Below are 16,805 nucleotides of genomic sequence, written 5' to 3'. Positions count from 1 at the left end.
CTGTCGGTCCCCGCCACTACTCTTGAAACCATGGCTTCCAAGACGTCCCGCGCATCCAAAACACCCGCCTACAAATGCGCCGAATGCGGCTGGACTGCCATCAAGTGGGTGGGCCGGTGCGGTGAATGCCAGGCGTGGGGAACCGTTGAGGAGTACGGTGCCACGGTAGCGCGTACGACGGCGGCCACCACGGTTTTGGAGCCGGCCCGCCGTATCGCTGAGGTGGATGGGAGCACTGCGGCGTTCCTGCCCACGGGCGTGGACGAACTCGACCGCGTCCTCGGAGGAGGGCTCGTCCCCGGTGCCGTCATCCTGCTGGCTGGCGAACCCGGCGTCGGGAAGTCCACGCTCCTGCTGGACGTCGCCGCCAAGTTCGCCCGCACGGGGCAGGACGTCCTGTACATCACGGGCGAGGAGTCAGCGGCGCAGGTGAAGCTGCGCGCCGAGCGAATCGACGCCGTCGCCCATACTCTTTATCTGTCCGCCGAAACCGACCTCGGGCAGGCGCTGGGCCAAGTGGAGAAGCTTGAGCCCAAACTGCTGATTGTGGACTCCGTGCAGACCCTCAGCAGTGCCGACGTCGAAGGCAGCGCCGGCGGGGTGTCCCAAGTGCGTGAGGTAGCCGCCTCCATCATCTCCGCGGCCAAACGGCGCAACATGACCACTCTCCTGGTGGGCCACGTGACCAAGGAAGGCACCATCGCAGGGCCCCGCCTGCTGGAACACCTGGTGGATGTTGTGTGCCAGTTCGAAGGCGAGCGCCACTCCCGCCTGCGGTTGCTGAGGGCCGTCAAAAACCGGTACGGCGCCACGGACGACGTCGGATGCTTTGATCTCAATGAGGCAGGTATCGAGGGCTTGGCGGATCCCAGCGGTTTGTTTGTTTCACGGACCCGTGAGCCCGTTTCGGGCACCTGCATCACGGTGACCATGGAGGGTCGCAGGCCGCTCCTGGCAGAGGTTCAGTCCCTTCTTGCCGAGAGCGCCAATTCGCAGCCCCGCCGTGCCACCAGCGGGCTGGAAAGCTCCAGGGTTGCCATGTTGCTCGCGGTGCTTCAACAGCGTGCCGGTTGCATGCTTCACAAGGACGACTCCTACGTGGCGACCGTGGGCGGCGTGAAGCTGACGGAACCGGCCACGGACCTGGCAGTCGCGCTGGCCGTGGCGTCGGCTAAATCCCGCAAGGCACTCCCCCAGCGGCTCATCGCGTTCGGCGAGGTGGGCCTTGCAGGCGAAGTCCGTCCGGTTCCCGGGATCAACCAGCGTATCCAGGAAGCCCACCGTCTCGGCTTCACGCACGCCATTGTTCCGGCAAGCCCGGCAGGTGCAGGTGTTATCCCGGACGGCTTCTCGGTGCGCGAGGTAGGCCACTTGGCTGAGGCGCTTGAACTGCTGATCACTTAACCCTTACGGGGTGTCGAGGGCCCGCTCAGCTGCAGGTTCGGCAAAGATTGGCTCATGACCAAACGGAATGTGCTTATCGGGGGACGCTTTTTCTTTGGCCTTTTAACCTTGGTGGCGGTGGGAACACAGCTCACGGTTCATCTTGGCCTGGGCTATGACCTGTGGAACTTCTTCAGCTACTTCACCAACCTGTCCAATATCTTCGCGGCGTTGGTGCTCCTCATCAGCGGCTACCGGGTGCTGATCCGGAAACGTCCCAGCGAGATCGATGACGTCACCCGAGGCACGGCCACGATCGCCATGGCCGTGGTGGGCCTGGTTTTTGGTGCTTTGCTGGCGGGCGAGGACCTCGGTTCGCTGCTTCCGTGGGTCAACTTCGTTGTCCACTACCTGATCCCCGTGGTGATGGTGGCTGACTGGTTGTTCCAACCGCCCAGGGCCACCCTGCGCCCCAAGCACATCTGGTATTGGCTGCTCTACCCCGTCGGTTACCTGGTCTACAGCCTCATCCGCGGCGCTTTCGTCAACTGGTACCCGTACTGGTTCATTGACCCGGCCCGGGCTGGCGGTTGGGGTGGCGTGGTGGTGTTTGCCCTCGCTATTTCCGTCGGCTTCCTGGTGGTGAGCCTGGCCATGCTGTGGCTGGGGAACAAGCTGAAGCGCCAGGTGGATTACTAGGCGCTCTTCCTGGACGGCGTCCGCACGGGGATGTCTCCAAACCGGCTGATGAGCCCGCTACTGGCGGCCCTCACCGCCGGAAGCTCCCGCTTGAGGCCGGCGAGGATCATCACTGTATCTGCGGTGGCGGACGCCGAGTCTGCTGAGATCAGTCCGTCCGCGCGGAGGTTGATCAGCGACTCCACCAGTCTGAAGGCAGTATCGCCGAGACCAGCGTCCGAGTCGCAGACGGCCGTCAGTTCCTGCCCCAGCTCTCCGTAAATGGTCCGGAGTTCTGTCCGTGCTGCCATGAACGGCTGGAAGACTTCTGCCCTGGCCTCTGGCAGGTGATAAAGCACCCCGAGGTTCCAGCGGGAACTGCAGAGTTGAGAACCATCAAAAAGGACCACTGCATGCAGTCGCGCCGCGGAGGTCACTTCCTGCCTGCCTTCACCGGAGTCGTCATGCACTGCACGTGCAAAGGCCAGGCTGGTGGACACCGTCCCGCCGAGGAGCTCACCCAGGATCTCGTCCTTGGTGGAGAAGTGGTGATACAGCGACGATTGCCGGATTCCCACGGCGTCAGCAATGGCCCGGGTAGAGGTGTTGGCGAACCCTTGGCCTGTGAAAAGCTCGGCTGCCGCATCCAGTATTTCGTCACGTGCGGTGGCTCCAGGGCGCACCGCCTGCTGCTTTCGGGGGCGTCCCGGTCCGACTGTAGTCACCCCTCATTCTTGCATCGCGGCACCTGCGAACAGGCCGTTCACGGCACGCTCCCGTGATGGTGAGATTTCATTTACACCCCGGAAATACGCGGTAACCAAGGCTTTACATCGGCGAAACGCTGCGGGGACACCGCGCTGGAAAACTATCAAGTGACCGATATTCCGGACGGGTCATCAGAAACCTCTCCGGGCTGGTTCCACATCCCGTTCCAGACACGGAGAAACCGATGACTTCCACCCTTTCGACGGCGGCCAGCCGCACCGATGATGCAGACCTGACAGCCCTTGGCTACGAGCCCACCCTGCACCGCAAGCTGGGCCGCTACGCGTCGTTCGCCGCAGGTTTTTCGTTCGTCTCCATCCTCACCACCATCTTCCAGCTCTTCGCCTTCGGCTACTCCTTCGCCGGTCCTGCCTTCTTCTGGACGTGGCCCGTGGTGTTGGTGGGCCAACTCCTCGTGGCGTTGAACTTTGCCGAGCTCGCCGCACGTTACCCACTGTCCGGCGCCGTCTATCAGTGGTCGCGCCGCATGGGCGGCGAAGTGGTGGGATGGTTCGCCGGCTGGTTCATGTCCATCGCCCAAGTCATCACTGCTGCCGCAGCAGCCATCGCCCTCCAGGTGGTCCTCCCCCAATTGTGGGATGGCTTCCAAGTGGTTGGCGGCGACCCCGCCCTGACGTCCCCCACAGGCGCGGCGAACGCAGTCATCCTCGGCGCCATACTCCTGGTGATTACCACCGTGATCAACTGCCTGGGCGTGAAGCTCATGTCCCACGTCAACTCCATCGGCGTCACCTGCGAGATTGTGGGCGTTGCCGCGGTGATCCTGGCCCTGTTTTCAGCCGCGCAGCGCGGCCCGGAGGTCGTTGCGGACGTCAGCGTGGTCACCACCTCGGACCTCGGCGCAGTGGGCGCCTTCCTGGTGTCCGGGTTGATGGCCGCCTACGTCATGGTGGGCTTCAACTCCGCCGGCGAACTCTCAGAGGAGACCAAGAACCCGCGCAAGACGGCCCCGCGCACCATCCTTTCAGCACTGATCATCTCCGGTATTGGCGGCGGGCTCATGATCATCGCCGCTCTGATGGCAGCGCCAAGTCTCGACGACGGCAGGCTCGCCACTGAGGGACTGCCCTACGTGCTCACTGCCGTGCTGGGCACGTTCTGGGGCAAAGTACTGCTGGTTGACGTGGCAATCGCCATCTTCGTCTGCACCTTGGCCATCCAAACGGCGGGTTCGCGACTGGTATTCTCCATGGCCCGCGATGGCAAACTCCCGGCCTCGGCCCTGCTCGCAAAGGTCCATGCCAAGCGCGGAACCCCCATGTGGCCCTCCATCGCCATCGGAGCCCTGGCTGTGGGAATCCTCGCCATCAACATCGGCAACTCCGCACTCTTCACCACCCTCTGCAGCGTGTGCATCGTGATGGTGTATCTGGCATACCTGATGGTTACGGTACCGCAGCTGCTCAGCCGTTTCCGGGGCGATTGGGACCGGGTAGGGCAGACCATGCCGGCCGAGCTCTTCTCGCTGGGCCGTTCGGGCTTGCCGGTCAACATTCTGGCCGTGCTGTATGGCGCCCTGATGGTCATCAACCTTTCCTGGCCCCGCCCCGAAGTGTACGACCCCTCCGGAGAGCACGGGATCCTGCTTTTCTCCGCCCCCATCATGGTGGGCGCCGTCCTGCTCCTTGGCCTCTGGATCCGGCGGAACATCCGCGTCAGGGAGAACAAAGCCGCAATAGCCGCGGTAGCCGCCGACGCCACCGTCAGTTCCTGTTCCAGAACAGCCAGCACCAGCACCAGCACAGAAATGATTGCCATGACACAGACTCTTGAAGCACTGACCCCTGCTAACGGCACCGCCACAACAACCGGCGCCAAGCTGCACGCACGGGCCCAGCACGGGCGCACGTCCGAGACCATGGTCCATGTTCCGGCTACTTCGGCCCCGGCGCGCTTGACGGCGGCACTCCCCCAGGAGGCAAAGGATTCCCTGACCTGGGCAGAAACACTCTCGTTCGGCCGCTACACCCACCTGGAACTGGCCCGCGGTACGCGCCTGAGGCTCACGGACCTCGACGGCGATGCTTGCGTTCACGCTGTCATCATCCGTAGCGGAGCCCAGCACGAGCGGCTCAACGTTGCGGATACTGTCAAAGTCCCCTGGCAGGCCTACATGACCACAGGGCACCCGCTTCTTTCCGACGCCGGCCGGCTCATGGCAACCGTGGTGGCCGATTCCTCCGGCAAGCATGATGCCCTCACCGGCACCACCAACTTGGCCGGTAACACTGCCAAGTACGGTGCCGGATCAGCCCACAGCCCGTCGCCGGCAGGCCGGGAACTCCTCACTCTCGGCGGCATGAAGCACGGGGTCAGCCAAAGGCAACTGCCGCCGTCGTTGTCGTTCTTCAAGGGCGTCACCGTGGGCCCGGATGGCAGCATCCAGTTCGCCGGCAGCGCCGGCGCCGGGGCCGCCGTCGAACTTCTCCTCCACATGGATGCGGTGCTGGTACTGGCCAATACCGCCCACCCGTTGGACCCCCGTGCGGAGTTCAGCGGCAGCGCAGTGGACATCGTCGCGTGGCGGGCTCCGCAGGACCTCGCCGCCTTAGTGGACGGAACCCTCGACGTCGGCCTCGGGCCGGAAGGGCGTCTTGCCCTCCACAACGCAGAACTCGACTACAACGCAAGGACTTCCGCATGAACGCCATCGCAGAAACCATCCCCGCACTAGTGCCAGGGCACGTGGTACTGGACGAGTCGGTGGAAGCCCGCGGCCCGTGGTCCGCCGTGGTTGAGGCCGGAGACGTACTCACCATTGTGGACCTCGATGGCAACCAGGCCGTGGACTGCATTCTCTACGCGGCCCAAGACACCAGCACCCGCTACTCGGCCGCCGTGACCATCGCGACCCAAGGCAACATCTTCCTCACCACTGGCTCAGTCCTGCGCGCAGACAGCGGCCAGGCACTCATGACCGTGGTGGCGGACGAGGTTGGCGTCCACGACACCATCGGCGGCGCCTGTTCGCAGGAATCCAACACCCTCCGCTACGGCCAGCACACCCATGAACAGCATGCCTGTGTGGAGAACTTCCTCATTGAAGGCGCCAAGTGGGACCTGGGCAAGAAGGATCTGGTGTCCAACATCAACTGGTTCATGAACGTGCCCGTTGATCCGGATGGTGCCCTTGGCATCGTGGACGGGTTGTCCGCTCCGGGCAAGCGCGTAGCACTCCGCGCCGAGGTGGACACCCTGGTGCTCGTATCCAACTGCCCCCAAATAAACAACCCTTGCAACGGCTTCAACCCCACGCCGGTGCGCATGATCGTCACACGTCCGGAGGCCCGCGCATGAACCGCTTCGACACCCTTCTCATCGCCAACCGCGGCGAGATCGCCTGCCGGATCATCGAGTCCGCGCGTAAAGCCGGGCTGCGCACCGTCGCCGTCTTCTCGGAGGCTGACCGCGGCGCCAAACATGTGAAGCTCGCAGATGAGGCCGTCCTGTTGGGACCTGCGCCCGCCAAGGAGTCTTATCTGAAGGTGGACGCCATCCTCAGTGCGGCGGCTGCCACTGGGGCCGGAGCCATTCACCCCGGCTACGGGTTCCTGTCCGAGGACGCCGCGTTCGCGGAAGCAGTTGAAGCAGCCGGGCTGGTCTTTGTGGGGCCCACCCCCGAACAGCTCCGGATCTTCGGGACCAAGCACACAGCGCGTGATGCCGCTCAACGCGCGGGCGTTCCCATGATCGCGGGGTCCGGCCTGCTGGAAGACGTGGACGAGGCCGTGGCAGCAGCGGAAACCATCGGCTACCCGCTCATGCTCAAGGCAACCGGCGGTGGCGGCGGCATCGGCATGGCAGTTTGCCGGGACGAAGCCGATCTCCGCGACAACTACTCCCGGGTGGCACGCTTGGCCAGCTCCAGCTTCGGCACCGCCGGGGTCTTCGCGGAACGCTACATTGAGCACGCCCGGCACGTGGAAGTCCAAGTGTTCGGCGACGGCGAGGGTCGCGTGGTGAGTCTCGGAGATCGCGACTGCTCGCTGCAACGCCGCCACCAGAAAGTGCTTGAAGAGGCACCCGCACCGGATCTCCCTGATGCCTTGCGTGAGGAGCTGCACCGGAGTTCACGCGCCTTATGTGCCTCCGTGGGCTACCGTTCGGCAGGCACGGTGGAGTTCGTCTACGACCCCATCCGCCAAGAGGCATCCTTCTTGGAAGTCAACGCCCGGCTGCAAGTAGAGCACCCCGTCACCGAGGCCATCACCGGCGTGGACCTGGTGGAGTGGATGCTGAATCTGGCGCAGCAGGAGCCTGTACTTCAGGGCGTGCCGGACAGCGTGCCCGTCTCAGGCCATGCGGTGGAAGCGCGCATCTACGCAGAAGACCCTGCCCGGAATTTCCAGCCCAGCGCCGGAACAGTCACCAACGCGCAGTACCCGGCCTCCGACGTCGTACGCATTGACGCCTGGGTTGAAACCGGCAGCGAAGTCTCCACCAGCTATGATCCCCTGCTGGGCAAGATCATCACTTCAGGCACCAGCCGTGACGCCGCCTTCGACGCGCTGGCCGCTGCGCTGGCAGAGACCCGCATTGACGGCATCGAGACCAACCTGGGCATGCTGCGCGCCGTGGCCGGCATGGACGTGGTCCGTGCTGCAGGGCATTCCACTGGAACCCTGGACACCGTAGGTGATCCCGAACCGCGGATCACTGTTGAACGGCCAGGCCTCCAGACCAGTGTGCAAGATTGGCCTGGCAGGACCGGGCTGTGGCAGATCGGCGTGCCGCCCAGTGGTCCCATGGATGATTTGTCATTCCGCTTGGGCAACACCGCGCTGGGTAACCCTGAGGGCGCACCCGGTTTGGAGTTCACCATGGCCGGGCCGGCACTCCGCTTCACCAACGCCACGACGGTGTGCGTCACCGGCGCCGACGTCGCTGTGACTGTCAATGGCATCGCGGTAAACACTTGGGAGCCCATCACCATCCCCGGGAACGGCCTCCTGGACGTCGGCTCAGCTGACGGATCCGGGCTGCGAGGTTACATTCTCTTTGAAGGCGGGCTGGATGTTCCCCAATACCTCGGCAGTGCGTCCACCTTCACCTTGGGCCAGTTCGGCGGCCACGGTGGCCGTGTCCTGCGGGCCAGCGATGTGCTCCGCACGGTCACGGGTCACCTGCCTCAGACCGTCCCCGGTGTGGTTCCGGCGGAGAGCCGGCCGGATCTCACCTCGGAATGGGAGCTGAAAGTGGTGGAAGGGCCGCACGGTGCGCCGGAGTTCTTCCAACGCGAGGACATTGACGAGCTCTATGCCGCCGAATACGAGGTCCACTTCAACTCCGCCCGCACCGGTGTCCGCCTGATCGGGCCCAAACCGCGCTGGGCACGCCAGGATGGCGGCGAGGCCGGACTGCACCCCTCCAATATCCACGACACCGCCTATTCGGTAGGGGCCTTGGACTTCACCGGCGACACCCCCATCCTGCTGGGCCCGGACGGCCCCAGCCTTGGCGGTTTCGTCTGCCCCGTCACCGTGGTGACCGGCGAGCGCTGGAAGCTGGGGCAGTTGCGGCCCGGCGACAAGGTCCGCTTTGTGCCGATCCGCTCGGTTGAGGCACCCTCCGTCAAGGAACTCGGCGCCGCGCGGCAACTGATACTCCCGGGCGCTGCCGGCTTCGGCACGGGCATGGCGTCCGGCATGATGTCAGGCACTGCGTCAGGCACTGTTGGACTGCTGCGCGGAGACGGCGACGACGGCGTGCTGGGCCGGGTGCCCCAAGGTGAGGGCCGGCCTGCGGTCACCTTCCGCCGCTCCGGTGATGACAATCTTCTGGTGGAGTACGGGGATATGGTGCTGGACCTTGGCCTCCGTGCCCGCGTCCACGCCCTCCACCAGGAACTGGACCGTCTCAGGGTCCCGGGCATTGTGGACCTGACCCCGGGCATCCGCTCCTTGCAGATCAAGGCTGATCCGTCGGTCCTGCCCACTTCCACGCTGCTGGGCCTGGTGCGGGAAGTGGACGCTTCGCTTCCTGCAAGCTCGGAGCTGGTGGTGCCCAGCCGCAGTGTCCGGCTCCCCTTGTCCTGGGACGACCCCGCTACCCGTGAAGCAATCGAGCGCTACATGGCAGGTGTCCGTGACGACGCCCCGTGGTGCCCGTGGAACATCGAGTTCATCCGGAGGATCAACGGCTTGGACTCGGTCAATGATGTCTTCGATACCGTCTTCAACGCCGAGTATTTGGTGCTGGGTCTGGGGGACGTGTATCTGGGCGCACCTGTGGCAACACCCTTGGATCCGCGGCACCGGCTGGTCACCACCAAGTACAACCCCGCCCGCACGTGGACCCCGGAGAACGCCGTGGGCATTGGTGGGGCCTACATGTGCATTTACGGCATGGAAGGTCCAGGTGGTTACCAGTTTGTTGGTCGGACCACGCAAGTCTGGTCGCGCTACGCGGACGCCGCACCCTTCGAGCCCGGCTCCCCATGGCTGCTCCGGTTCTTCGACCGTATTTCCTGGTACCCCGTCAGCCCTGAGGAACTCCTGGATCTCCGGGCGGACATGGCTGCTGGAAGGGGCCGGGGCGTGGAGATTGCGGAAGGCACTTTCTCGCTGGCCGAGCATGAGGAATTCCTGGAGCGCAACAGTGTCTCCATCGCGGAGTTCCGTGAAACCCAGGCAGCAGCCTTCGCCGTGGAACGCCAGGCCTGGGAGGAAGCCGGCGAGTTCGATCGCGCAGAGCAGGCTGTTTCCTTGACCCCGCCAGCGGACGACGTGGTGGTTCCCGACGGCGGCACCTTGGTCACGTCCCCGTTCGCCGCGAGTGTGTGGAAAGTGGACGTGGAACCCGGCGACGTTGTGACGGCCGGCCAGTCCCTGGTTTCCCTGGAGGCGATGAAAATGGAGACGGTCATACAGGCGCCTGTTGATGGTGTGGTCCAGCGCGTCCTCCCGTCGGCCGGCGCGCAGGTTGTGGCCGGCGAGGCTCTGGTAGTGCTCGAGTCTGTTGACGTCCGGGAACCCGCACTCGTGCTGGAAGGAAGCGCATCATGACCCGGTCCATCGGAACCACCGTGGAACGGGTCCTTGCGGCGCTTGAGGCGATTGCCGCCGTCGACCGTCCTGAAATATGGGTTCACCTGCGCGGGCGGGATGAACTCCTCGCCGAAGCAGCCCGGCTTGATGCAGCCGTGGCAGCCGGGGAGAACCTGCCCCTTGCCGGCCTCCTGCTCGCCGTGAAGAACAACGTGGACGTGGCCGGCGTGATCACGACGGCGGCGTGCCCCGGCTTTGGCGATTTACCCGCCCGGGATGCGGTGCCGGTTGCGCGGCTCCGCACTGCGGGCGCGTTGGTGCTTGGGGCCACCAACCTGGACCAGTTCGCCACGGGACTGGTGGGTACCCGCAGCCCGTATGGAGCCGTGCGCGATTCGCGGCGTCCGGAGCGAATTTCCGGCGGTTCAAGTTCGGGTTCCGCAGTGGCGGTGGCCTTGGGCTTGGTGGACATCGCCATCGGGACGGACACGGCGGGTTCGGGCCGGATTCCTGCTGCCCTGCAGGGAATTGTGGGGATCAAACCGACTCTGGGCGTGGTGTCCACCGAGGGTGTGGTTCCTGCGTGCCGTTCCTGGGATACCGCCACGATTTTCGCCCGGGACCTCGCCACTGCCGAGCTCGCCATGGGCATCATGGCCGGGGAGGGTCGTAGCTGGCCCGCGGACGTGAAGTTCGCCGCGCCGTCCATGCCGCGGGTGGCCTATCCGGCCGCCCTGCCAGCCCTCCCGGATGCATGGGCGCTCGAGTTCGAGGCACAGATCGAGCGGCTGCGGTCCACCGGGGTGGTGGCCGAGCCCATTGATGTGGACGTCTTCCTGGAGGCAGCACGGCTGCTGTACGACGGCGGATTGGTGGCCGAACGCTACGCCGCCGTCGGCAGCTTCATTGACTCGGAGACGTCAGAGGGGGTCGCCGCCACGCTCGACCCCACCGTGGCCGGGATCATCACAGCCGCAGGCAAGGTCCCTGCGCACCAGTACGTAGCGGACACCGCGTCTTTGGAGCGGCTCCGCGACGAGGCGATGCGGCGGATGGTCGGCTTCGATGCCCTGGTGGTGCCAACAGCCCCCTTCCATCCGACGCTGGCCGAGGTCGCGGCCGATCCCGTCGGGGTCAATTCCCGCATGGGCACGTACACGAACTTCTGCAACCTCTTTGATCTCAGCGCTGTTGCGGTGCCGGCAGGTACGGTCGCTGACGAAGACGGCGTCTCCCAGTTCGGCCTGACGGTCATCGCCCGGACCTTCGAGGACGGCGTGGCCGCGGATATTGCCCAGCGAATCGAGCGCACGCCGGAGAAGCCAGAGCTGTTCGCTGCCGGTGCTGCCCACACTCAGCCTGCCGCACCAAAGGTTCCCTGGCCGGTTGCCGCGGGTGCCGGCGTCGTTCCCTTGGTTGTAGTGGGCGCCCACCGGAAGGCCCAGCCCTTGGCGGCGGAACTTGAGCGGCGCGGGGCTTTCTGGGACGGCCGGGTGGTCACTGCGGCCCGGTACCGAATGGTGGCCTTGGAAACCACTCCTCCCAAGCCGGGCGTGGTTCGATCTGAACACGGGGCCGGGCTCGTGGCAGAAAGGTGGCTGCTTTCCGAAGCTGCGTTGGGGTCTTTCCTCGCTGACTTGCCCGAACCCATGCTGCTGGGGACCATCACCTTGGACGATGGAAGCACGGCGGTGGGATTCGCTTGCGATGCTGTGGCGGCCGAGGGCGCACGGGACATTACCGAGTACGGCGATTGGATTAAATATTTGGAAGAAAGTCCCGCCATCCCAGGCAACCAGGGACTGTGGCGGGAGGCGGGCAGCGCCCTGCTGACAGGTCTTAGCCGCGGCCAGCGCTAGCGCGAAGGCGGCCGATTGACGGAAATAGGGTTTCCGTCAATCGGCCGCCAAACCACTTTCAGGGCAACACCGAACATAACGAAATGACCCACTTTGGGGCTTGCTGGTGCGGTTAACGGTGTCTGGAAGCCCTATCATTGTGCTTGTCGTCATGTGGGCATTTTTTGTTGAGCGCACTGACGCCGGATTCAGCTTGTCTGTGAGCCATGGCTTGCACCTTCGAAGGGAAACCCTATGGCCCGGAGCCCGGAAGAGTCGCTTAAGGCGACTCTTGCCAGAGTCGCACCCGGAACTCCTTTGCGTGACGGCTTGGAACGCATTCTTCGTGGACGCACCGGCGCCTTGATCGTGCTGGGCTACGACCGCACCATCGACTCCATCTGTTCCGGCGGGTTCGACATCGGCATCGATTTCTCCCCCACGCGTCTCCGCGAGCTGGCCAAGATGGACGGCGCCATCATCTGTGACAAGGATGCCAGCAACATTGTCCGGGCTGCCGTCCAGTTGGTGCCGGATTCCAGTATCGAAACCCAGGAATCAGGTACCAGGCACCGCACCGCAGAGCGTGTGGCCATCCAGACCGGTGTTCCCGTTATTTCCGTCAGCCAGTCCATGCAAATCATCGCCCTCTACGTGAACGGTTTGCGCCACGTCCTGGAGGGTTCCGAGAAGGTCCTTGCCCGCGCCAACCAGGCCCTGGCAACTTTGGAACGGTACAGCGCCAGGCTGGACCAAGTCACCAGTTCCCTTTCGGCCTTGGAGATCGAGGCACTGGTCACGGTCAGGGACGTTGCCGTCACGCTGCAGCGCCAGGAAATGGTCCGCCGCATCTCCGAGGAAATCGCCCAGTACGTGCTGGAACTCGGTGAAGACGGCAGGCTGCTCTCACTCCAGGTGGAGGAGCTCACCATGGGGCGCGGGCCCGGCAGCGATGTCATCATCCGTGACTACTCCGATCCGGACGCTACGCCTGAGGAAATCGAGGAAGCCGTCCAAGCACTCCTCAACCTGGGACCCACGGAACTGATCGACCTCAGCCGCATTGCCCACATCATTGGCTTCGCCGGTGGGGTAGAGCAGTTGGACGCCGTGGTGCAGCCGCGCGGATATCGCCTCCTTTCCGGCCTCAAGTCCGTTCCCAAGGCAGTGGCAGACCGTTTGGTGGACTACTTCGGTGGGCTCCAGAACCTCATGGCAGCCACCATTGATGACCTCATGACCGTGGACGGCATCGGCGATCAACGTGCCCGTACAGTCCGCGAAGGCTTGAGCCGCATGGCCGAGGCCAGCCTGCTGGACCGTTTCCTCTAAAGCCAACCGCCGCCGTCGGCCGTCAGTTCAAACGAAACCTAGCTCAGCTGGAACGCAACTTTGGGACTCGCTTTGTTCCCGAGCCGCGCTTCAAACGAGTAGTAGGCACCGCCCGCGCCCGGAGTGGCGGAGATCGAGGCGCAGCCTTCAAGCGTCCGGTTGCGTTGCCATGGAAAGTTTGCGGTCTCGCTCTTGCCGGGCTGGATGGTCTTGATGAGATCCTCGCCGCCCGTCTGGCAGTCCTTTGACGAGAAGATGCGGTCCGAGCCGCTCATCAGCAGGTACTCCATTTGAGAGGTGCCCACGTTGACCTCGCACGGGGCTGTGCCGCCGTTGGTGATGGTCATGGTCAGCAGCGGCTTTTCCTCAGGGCCGTAGGCGGGCTTGTCGGTCTTGGCGGCGACGGTCATCAGGTTGAAGTCGCACACTGGCGTGGGCGACGGCGATGCCGCCGCTGTTCCCGTCGGCCCGCTCCCCTGCGTGGGCGCCGTTGAGGCATCGGGGGTGCTGACGGCCTGCGGTTCCGGGTTCCCGGCCAGCGCGCCGGTGAGTGCTACGACGCCGCCGATCACCAATGCGATGACCAGCAGCAGGGCGCCAAAGACCACCTGCCGACGACGGCGGTACACTGCGGGGCTCGGCCGGCGCTTTTTCGCTGGGGCAGCGCCCTTCGCCGGCGCTGATGTGCGCGCGGTCGAATCCTGCTTACCCTTGTTGGCCATGGTTCTAGGCTAGGCTCGCAGCCGTGTGGGCACCTAACCTCCACGCCGGAAGGGCCTGATGCAGCTCTGTGTGACGTCGGCCATGGGCTCTCCCGGGACGGCAATGCGTCCGGATTCCACTACAGTGGATGGCAGCATGACACTTCCCGATTCAGGCCGGTTGGCAGGCCTCCACCAAACCCTCGATCAGTGGTTCGCCGAGACTGCCCGCGACCTTCCGTGGCGCGAGCCCGATTGCAGCCCGTGGGGCATCCTGGTCAGCGAAGTGATGCTTCAGCAAACACCCGTCGTCCGGGTGCTGCCGGTGTGGCTCGATTGGATGGAACGCTGGCCCACACCCTCCCACCTTGCCGATGAACCATCGGGCGCAGCAGTCCGCCATTGGGGCCGGCTCGGCTATCCACGCCGTGCCCTGCGGCTGCACGCGGCCGCCGTCGCAATCCGTGAGCAGCACGGCGGCAAGGTTCCTGACACTTATGACGAGCTCCTGGGGTTGCCGGGCGTCGGCAACTACACAGCCGCCGCCGTCGCAGCTTTTGCTTTCGGCCAGCGCGAAACAGTGGTGGACACCAACATCCGGCGCGTCCACGCGCGGCTCATCTCCGGCAGCGCACTCCCGGCTCCTGCTCTGACCGCCGCCGAAATGCGGTTGGCCGACGCCCTCCTGCCCGAGGACCAGGAGTTGTCCGTGCGCTGGAATGCGTCGGTCATGGAACTGGGCGCCATGGTGTGCACCGCCCGCAGTCCCAAGTGCGCAGACTGCCCGGTTCGCTCCAGTTGCGCATGGCTCGCGGCCGGTGAGCCGCCGCCGTCGTACACACCCAAGGGCCAGTCCTGGCACGGCACGGACCGGCAGGTGCGCGGCGCCGTGATGGCCGTCCTCCGTGAAGCTGCCACCCCCGTCCCCCGCGAGATGTTCGAGCAAGCGCCGGCCGATCTCGGCTTCGCTCCGTCCGGCGTCGGAATCCCGCTCGCCGCACTGCACCGGCTGAACTCCGCGCCAGAACAACTCGAACGTGCCCTTGAAGGCCTCTTGTTGGACGGCCTGGCTGAAATGCACGACGGCGGTTTGCGGCTTCCAGCGTAGCTTCCGCCGGGTGCGGTATCGGTTGGGCAACGGACATCAGGGGGTAGTAACGATGCAGCCCCCTTTTGCCCTGCCCCAGCGGCATTTCAGCGACACCGACGGCCCGAAGTCCTACTCTGAAGCATGGGCAGAATCGGGCTGGCTTTAACCCTTGTTGGGACCGCAGCGCTTCTCCCTGGCTGCCTCGCCGAACCGGTGGGCTGCCCGGCGATCGGACACGTGGCCGGCGTTTCCCTGACCGTGGCCGCCGATTATGCCCCGGATGTTGCTTCGCTTCGCTTGAAGGCCTGCCAGGATGGCATCTGCACGGAAAAGGAACTGATGCTGAACCCCGGCGCCACCTCCGTGGACCAAGGCTGCACACCGGACGGCGTGTGCTCAGCAACATCGTCACCGGATGGGACTCTCCAGGGTTTCCTCGAGCTTTCGGCCCTCAGCGAAAGTCCCCTTGAGGCAACCGTGACAGGAACTTCCCCGGCTGGTATCGCGCTGCCGGTACGCACAGTGACGTTCACACCCAAAGGCGAGTATCCCTATGGCGAACAGTGTGGACGGGTGATTTCCGCGGGCGTGATGCTGGACGGAACAGCTTTGCGGCAGCGGTAGGGCTGCGGCCGCCGCTGCGACTGCGCCGTAGGATGGGAGCGTGCCCCTCCACGATGTCCACCCAGACGTAGCCGAGGCACTGCGGACCCTGAGCCAGTCCTCCGGATACTCTTCATTGCCGGTGCCGGAGGCCGACAATCAAGAGTACGGCGCGGCCGTCGCCAGTCTCGGGCAAGAACGGATCCGGTTCCGGGTGGGAAAGCTCACCCCCACGAAGGTGGGCTTGTTCGTCGCTGTTTGGCAGCGTGCTCAGGACGGTTCCACCGAACCCTTCCCCGCCGAAGACGGCACCCACCTGCTGGTGATTACAGTCCGCGAAGGAACCAGGGCAGGCCACTTCGCCTTCCCAACATCCGCGCTGGCCAAGCACGGGATCGTGTCCGTGAACGGCGTCGGTGGGAAGCGCGGCTTCCGGGTGTATCCACCGTGGTCGGCAGTGAGCAACCGCCAAGCCACCCGAACCCAACAATGGCAGTCCGCTTACTTCTCTCCCAAGGCAACGGCACCTAAAGCACCGGCACCTAAAGCACCGGCAAACTGAGCGGATCCGGTTCCAGGCTAGCCCGGGTTTTCACCCACCGACCGCCGGTACGAACTCGGCGTGAACCCCAGATACTTGCGGAAATCGTTGGTCAGGTGCGCATGGTCTGCATAGCCAAGTTCGACGGCGATCGCGGCAAGGTCCGCTGTTGGGTTGGACCGGGCAAGCTCGGCGGCATCCTGCAGTCTTCGACGCCGGATCAGGGCGGAGGGGCTCAGCCCGACGTACTTTCCAGCGATTCTCTGGAGGGTTCTCGGCGATACTGCAAGACGGGACGCGACGTCCTCCATCAAGAACACGTCGGGCTCGGCAGCGATCACGTCCATCATGCGGTTCGCCAGCAAGGCCTCCTCGCAAGCAACACATTCCAGGGAAACCAGCCACGCGACAAAGGCTTCCACTGCCCTCTCGCGGCGAGCGCCGTCGTCGTCGTGCGTGTCGTCCCCGGAAGGCGTATTCATGGCTGCCGTCACGGCCACATGAAGGTCCGCCAGATCCAACACCACTTCCTGATCGCGGAGGGCTGCCGGATTATCTGTGAACAGCGGCACTGCGGCAGGGCGCAGCAGTGCGCCCACCGCCCAACCCTGGCCCGCCAGGTCCCGGTAAGCGGCCCGGGTTGTAGGGCCGGAGAACTCCACCGCATCGCCCTGCACAACCAAGTTGGATGTTGGGTACGCGATCACGTGTTGACGTGATGACCGCCCGGGCTCGATGTTCCACTCCGGAATCCAGAACCACTGCACCAGGTGGGCTACGGAAGCGGGGGCGGGAAACCGGTGGAAGGTGGGCAGCCTCGCCGGATAGAGGATGCCCTTGAACGAACCTTCCATTGGAGCCTTT

Annotated in this window: 13 protein-coding genes; 10 read left to right on the top strand and 3 right to left on the bottom strand. The window is 64.8% G+C overall.

From position 1 onward, the window contains the following. The first annotated feature begins 30 nt into the window (after positions 1-30). The gene (gene radA / locus CQ020_RS20330) at positions 31-1,404 is read left to right on the top strand and encodes a DNA repair protein RadA (RefSeq protein ID WP_024819030.1); all 1,374 of its coding nucleotides are present in this window, start codon (positions 31-33) and stop codon (positions 1,402-1,404) included. A 54-nt stretch (positions 1,405-1,458) separates the two neighbouring features. Then, positions 1,459-2,082 (top strand): Pr6Pr family membrane protein, encoded by a 624-nt coding sequence (locus CQ020_RS20325; RefSeq protein WP_024819029.1) that lies wholly within the window; start codon positions 1,459-1,461, stop codon positions 2,080-2,082. Here the strand turns inward: CQ020_RS20325 and CQ020_RS20320 are convergent. Beyond that, a complete protein-coding gene (locus tag CQ020_RS20320; RefSeq protein WP_105693603.1) occupies positions 2,079-2,786 on the bottom strand; it encodes a TetR/AcrR family transcriptional regulator in 708 nt (235 codons plus the stop codon). The genes CQ020_RS20325 and CQ020_RS20320 overlap by 4 nt on opposite strands. Positions 2,787-3,013: 227 nt before the next feature. Between CQ020_RS20320 and CQ020_RS24825 the strand changes: the two genes are divergently transcribed. The 5 genes from CQ020_RS24825 (at position 3,014) to disA (ending at position 13,006) form a co-directional block, all read left to right on the top strand. Further along, positions 3,014-5,494, top strand: a complete 2,481-nt coding sequence (locus CQ020_RS24825; RefSeq protein WP_105693601.1) for an urea amidolyase associated protein UAAP1 — start codon at positions 3,014-3,016, stop codon at positions 5,492-5,494. Next, on the top strand, positions 5,491-6,147 hold the full coding sequence (locus CQ020_RS20310; protein ID WP_105693599.1) for an urea amidolyase associated protein UAAP2: 657 nt from the start codon (positions 5,491-5,493) through the stop codon (positions 6,145-6,147). Before CQ020_RS24825 ends, CQ020_RS20310 begins: the two co-directional genes overlap by 4 nt. Continuing rightward, a complete protein-coding gene (gene uca / locus CQ020_RS20305) occupies positions 6,144-9,854 on the top strand; it encodes an urea carboxylase (protein ID WP_105693597.1) in 3,711 nt (1,236 codons plus the stop codon). The genes CQ020_RS20310 and uca overlap by 4 nt, the downstream gene beginning before the upstream one ends. Further along, complete coding sequence (gene atzF / locus CQ020_RS20300; protein ID WP_105693595.1) at positions 9,851-11,695, top strand: allophanate hydrolase; 1,845 nt, start codon at positions 9,851-9,853, stop codon at positions 11,693-11,695. The genes uca and atzF overlap by 4 nt, the downstream gene beginning before the upstream one ends. 234 nt (positions 11,696-11,929) lie before the next feature. Beyond that, entirely contained in the window at positions 11,930-13,006 is a 1,077-nt protein-coding gene (disA, locus tag CQ020_RS20295; protein ID WP_024819020.1) for a DNA integrity scanning diadenylate cyclase DisA, read from the top strand. A 38-nt stretch (positions 13,007-13,044) separates the two neighbouring features. On the opposite strand, the gene CQ020_RS20290 is transcribed toward disA, so the two are convergent. Beyond that, positions 13,045-13,728, bottom strand: coding sequence for a hypothetical protein (locus tag CQ020_RS20290; RefSeq protein WP_105693593.1), 684 nt, complete (start codon positions 13,726-13,728; stop codon positions 13,045-13,047). 136 nt (positions 13,729-13,864) lie between these two features. Between CQ020_RS20290 and CQ020_RS20285 the strand changes: the two genes are divergently transcribed. The 3 genes from CQ020_RS20285 to CQ020_RS20275 all read left to right on the top strand — a co-directional run bounded on the left by CQ020_RS20285 (position 13,865) and on the right by CQ020_RS20275 (position 15,962). After that, positions 13,865-14,815 (top strand): A/G-specific adenine glycosylase, encoded by a 951-nt coding sequence (locus CQ020_RS20285; RefSeq protein WP_105693675.1) that lies wholly within the window; start codon positions 13,865-13,867, stop codon positions 14,813-14,815. Between the two features lie 123 nt (positions 14,816-14,938). Then, on the top strand, positions 14,939-15,421 hold the full coding sequence (locus CQ020_RS20280) for a hypothetical protein (protein ID WP_105693591.1): 483 nt from the start codon (positions 14,939-14,941) through the stop codon (positions 15,419-15,421). Between the two features lie 40 nt (positions 15,422-15,461). Beyond that, positions 15,462-15,962 carry a MepB family protein gene (locus tag CQ020_RS20275; protein ID WP_105693589.1) on the top strand — a complete coding sequence of 167 codons (501 nt, stop codon included), beginning with the start codon at positions 15,462-15,464 and terminating at the stop codon, positions 15,960-15,962. A 17-nt stretch (positions 15,963-15,979) separates the two neighbouring features. Here CQ020_RS20275 and CQ020_RS20270 read toward each other — a convergent pair whose 3' ends face one another. Then, the gene (locus CQ020_RS20270) at positions 15,980-16,795 is read right to left on the bottom strand and encodes a helix-turn-helix transcriptional regulator (protein WP_105693587.1); all 816 of its coding nucleotides are present in this window, start codon (positions 16,793-16,795) and stop codon (positions 15,980-15,982) included. Positions 16,796-16,805 lie beyond the last annotated feature (10 nt).

This window comes from Arthrobacter sp. MYb23 (assembly GCF_002979775.1).
GTDB lineage: Bacteria > Actinomycetota > Actinomycetes > Actinomycetales > Micrococcaceae > Arthrobacter.
The sequence above is the reverse complement of the archived record's forward strand: the minus strand, read 5'-3'. Positions and strand labels throughout refer to the sequence as shown.

Excerpts from the sequence above, each read along its gene's own strand:
- radA (WP_024819030.1), top strand. The coding sequence starts at position 31 with ATGGCTTCCAAGACGTCCCGCGCATCCAAAACACCCGCCTACAAATGC.
- CQ020_RS20325 (WP_024819029.1), top strand. The coding sequence starts at position 1,459 with ATGACCAAACGGAATGTGCTTATCGGGGGACGCTTTTTCTTTGGCCTT.
- CQ020_RS24825 (WP_105693601.1), top strand. The coding sequence starts at position 3,014 with ATGACTTCCACCCTTTCGACGGCGGCCAGCCGCACCGATGATGCAGAC.
- CQ020_RS20310 (WP_105693599.1), top strand. The coding sequence starts at position 5,491 with ATGAACGCCATCGCAGAAACCATCCCCGCACTAGTGCCAGGGCACGTG.
- uca (WP_105693597.1), top strand. The coding sequence starts at position 6,144 with ATGAACCGCTTCGACACCCTTCTCATCGCCAACCGCGGCGAGATCGCC.
- atzF (WP_105693595.1), top strand. The coding sequence starts at position 9,851 with ATGACCCGGTCCATCGGAACCACCGTGGAACGGGTCCTTGCGGCGCTT.
- disA (WP_024819020.1), top strand. The coding sequence starts at position 11,930 with ATGGCCCGGAGCCCGGAAGAGTCGCTTAAGGCGACTCTTGCCAGAGTC.
- CQ020_RS20290 (WP_105693593.1), bottom strand. The coding sequence starts at position 13,728 with ATGGCCAACAAGGGTAAGCAGGATTCGACCGCGCGCACATCAGCGCCG.
- CQ020_RS20285 (WP_105693675.1), top strand. The coding sequence starts at position 13,865 with ATGACACTTCCCGATTCAGGCCGGTTGGCAGGCCTCCACCAAACCCTC.
- CQ020_RS20280 (WP_105693591.1), top strand. The coding sequence starts at position 14,939 with ATGGGCAGAATCGGGCTGGCTTTAACCCTTGTTGGGACCGCAGCGCTT.
- CQ020_RS20270 (WP_105693587.1), bottom strand. The coding sequence starts at position 16,795 with ATGGAAGGTTCGTTCAAGGGCATCCTCTATCCGGCGAGGCTGCCCACC.